Here is a 3,424-nt window from a genome sequence, read left to right as displayed (position 1 = left end):
CGCGCTCGGCACCGGCATAAGCGGGCTGATAGGCCAAGCTCGGCGCGGCGCTTGCTTGCGGCGCGGTTTGCATTACCGGCGCAGGCGTGCCCGGCACCAGATCGACCACCAACCGGTAACGCTGCGGCCCTTCCGGCGGAAACAGGCTGGCGGCCTGGATTTGTGCCGAGCGACTGAGCACGAGCTCGATCCCGCGGCGCCCGCTGCGTCCAGCACCGTCACCGCCCGCTGAATGAGGCCGCCGCGCGGCGGTTTATCCTCCAAGCGCAGGGTAACGCCGGTCAAATCGATGAACACCCGCTCCGGCCCGCGCGGCTGCACGCGCACCGCCACCGGCTCCGACACATCGAGAACGAAGCGCGTAATGCCGCCGTCGCGCACGCCGACGCGCCAGCCGCTCGCCACCGCCTCGGCCCAGGCCGGATGCGGCAGCGCCGCCAAGAAACCGAGCAGCACGAGCAAAGCCCAGCCGAAACGGCGCGGAGCCCGAAAGAATCCCGTAAGGTCAGTCCTGAATGCGATCATGGCCGCAGCATGCCTGCGCGCCCGAGCCGGTGCAACCCGCCTTCGCCGGGCAGGGCCGACTTGTCCCCGCAATGGTGCGTATGACGCGCTGTGAATTCTCGCCTGCCCTTAAGGAATATGATTGTCGTGCTGCACACTTATCCCTATTGTGTAGTCGCATGTCCGGGATCGGCGGCGACTTCAAGGTCAGCCCGTATCTTTTTCCGGTTGTTGGCTTATCGGCCCGCGTTGGCTGGATCGGCCCTGCTCCGACGGAAGATCCATTCCCGTTAGAGGGGGTTTAGCTCCATCCAGAACGGGCGGGTAGGTTCTGCCCCCCGGCACGCGCCCCAACAGGTTTCGCGAGATGGTCTTGCGTCTAACCCAGGAGCCGTCAGTCTAGTGTCCAACGCGTGCGGTCATCGCAGCTTAAACCCGACGCCCAAGGGGGCTTGTGCCGCCTTGGCTTCCGTTCGGGTGGGGATCCTAGATCGTTTTACCGCTCCGTCCCTATTCCAAACCCAAGTGTTGACCGTACCGCCCCGCTCAACCGCTTTGCGCGGTCGTTTGGCGTTGCTGGCCGCTGCGGGTTTGTTGGAGTTTATACCCTATGGTCAAGCGTATGTTGATCGACGCGACCCACGCGGAAGAAACCCGCGTCGTCGTGTTGGACGGTCAGCGTCTCGAAGAATTCGACGTCGAGACATCCACGAAAAAGCAGCTTAAAGGCAATATCTACTTAGCGAAAGTCACGCGGGTAGAGCCGTCACTGCAAGCGGCTTTCGTTGAATATGGCGGCGGCCGTCACGGCTTTCTTGCCTTCTCGGAAATCCACCCGGATTATTACCGGATTCCGATTGCCGACCGCGAAGCCCTGATTGCCGAAGCCGCGCGCGAAGCCGCCGAGGCCCGCCAACAGGAAGACGGCGAAGACGGTGAAGCGGTGGAAGAAGTCGGCGGCGACGAGTTCGACGATGTATCGCCGCGCCGCGCCCGCAATCTGCGCAATTATAAGATTCAGGACGTTATCACCCGCCGCCAGATTATGCTGGTGCAGGTGGTGAAGGAAGAACGCGGCAATAAGGGCGCGGCCCTCACCACCTATCTGTCGCTGGCCGGGCGCTACTGCGTGCTCATGCCGAATAACCCGCGCGGCGGCGGCGTCAGCCGTAAGATCACCAATGGGCCGGACCGCAAGCGCCTGAAAGGCATGCTGGACGAGTTCAATATTCCCGAAGGCATGGCGGTCATCGTCCGCACGGCGGGAATGGAGCGCTCGCGCATTGATATACGCCGCGACTATGAATATCTGCTGCGCCTGTGGGACGAGATTCGCGAAAGTACGCTGGAATCCTCGGCCCCTGCCCTCATCCACGAGGAAGGCAGCCTGATTAAGCGCGCCATCCGCGACCTTTATTCGAGCGATATCGAACAGGTGCTGGTGGAAGGCGAAGAAGGCTATCAGAACGCCAAAAGCTTCATGCGCATGCTGATGCCGAGCCACGCCCGGCGCATCGTGCCCTACACCGACCCGACGATTCCGCTGATGCATCGCTATCAGGTGGAAACCCAGCTCGATCAAATCCATTCGCCGGTCGTGCAACTGCGCTCCGGCGGCTACATCGTCATCAACCCGACCGAAGCGCTGGTTGCCATCGACGTGAACTCGGGCCGGGCGACGCGCGAACGGCATATCGAAGAAACCGCCTATAAAACCAATATGGAAGCGGCGGAAGAAATCGCGCGGCAAGTGCGCTTGCGCGATTTGGCCGGGCTGATCGTCGTCGATTTCATCGATATGGAAGAGGGCCGCAATAATCAGGCGGTCGAGCGCAAGATGAAGGAGGCCATGAAGGCCGACCGGGCGCGCATCCAAATCGGGCGGATTTCGGCTTTCGGCCTGCTGGAACTCTCGCGTCAACGCCTGCGCCCCTCGGTGCTGGAAGCCCATACCGAAAAATGCCCGCACTGCCAAGGCACGGGGGTTATCCGCTCCACCGAATCGACCGCGCTCACCGTGTTGCGCGCGATTGAGGAAGAAGGCATTCGCAACCGTTCGGCGGAAATCCTCGTGTATGTGCCGACCACGATTGCGCTCTATCTGCTCAATCAGAAGCGCGACGCCCTCGGCCATATCGAAGAGCGCTACCGTTTCCGCGTTCAAATCGGCCGCGACGATACGCTGACGCCGCCGGATCATCGCCTGGATCGTCTCGAAGCCAAAACGCCGGAGCAGATTGCCGAGCTTGCGGCGCTCGCCGCCGTGGCCCCGGTCACCTTCGAGCCCGACGCTGAAGACCTCGCCTCCGAAGATGAAGAACTGACCGCCGAAGACCGGGCCGCCCTCGCCCATGAGGATGAGGCGGACGGCGACGACGGTCAGGAACTCGACGGCAGCGATAAGCTGGGTGACGACAATAGCCGTCGGCGTCGCCGCCGTCGGCGTCGTCGGCGGCCCGAGGGTGGCCCGAAAGAGGGTTCGTCCGAATTCGCCTCGGCAGATGGCGATCAGGCCGAGGAGGGTGACGATGGCGACGGCGAGGTCGATGAGACCGATATCGCCGCCAGCGACGCCGAGGCTGACGCAGCTATCACCCCCGATGCCGGAACCGGCGATGGGGAAGATGGTCCGCGCCGCCGTCGCGGCAAACGCGGTGGCCGTCGCCGGTCTCGGCGCGGCGAAGGGGCTCCGTTAGAGGAGACCGCCGCCGATGGCCACGAGGTTCCGGATGCACCCGATCAGGCCGAGTTTGTGCCCGCAGCGGCCCCCGTCGTCGTGATCCCGATTGCTGAAGCCCCGATTACCGAAGTCACGCCGGATGGGGACGCTCCCGCCGCCGCTGCCTCGGTTACGGAGCCGCCGAAGCGCAAGCGCGCCCCGGCCCGGAAGAAAGCCGTTGAGGCCGAAGCCGCGCCCGTG

At 63.8% G+C, this 3,424-nt stretch carries 2 protein-coding genes; one reads left to right on the top strand and one right to left on the bottom strand.

The window, feature by feature from the left end; genetic code table 11:
• Positions 1-72 precede the first annotated feature (72 nt).
• Positions 73-456, bottom strand: a complete 384-nt coding sequence (locus VZ95_RS11055) for an AMIN domain-containing protein (protein WP_232302618.1) — start codon at positions 454-456, stop codon at positions 73-75.
• 658 nt (positions 457-1,114) lie between these two features.
• Here VZ95_RS11055 and VZ95_RS11050 point away from each other — a divergent pair.
• Positions 1,115-3,424: Rne/Rng family ribonuclease (locus tag VZ95_RS11050; protein WP_045775889.1), on the top strand; the 2,310-nt coding region annotated here is incomplete at its 3' end.

It is taken from the genome of Elstera litoralis (assembly GCF_000963705.1).
GTDB lineage: Bacteria > Pseudomonadota > Alphaproteobacteria > Elsterales > Elsteraceae > Elstera > Elstera litoralis.
This window is presented reverse-complemented; position numbering and strand designations above follow the sequence as displayed.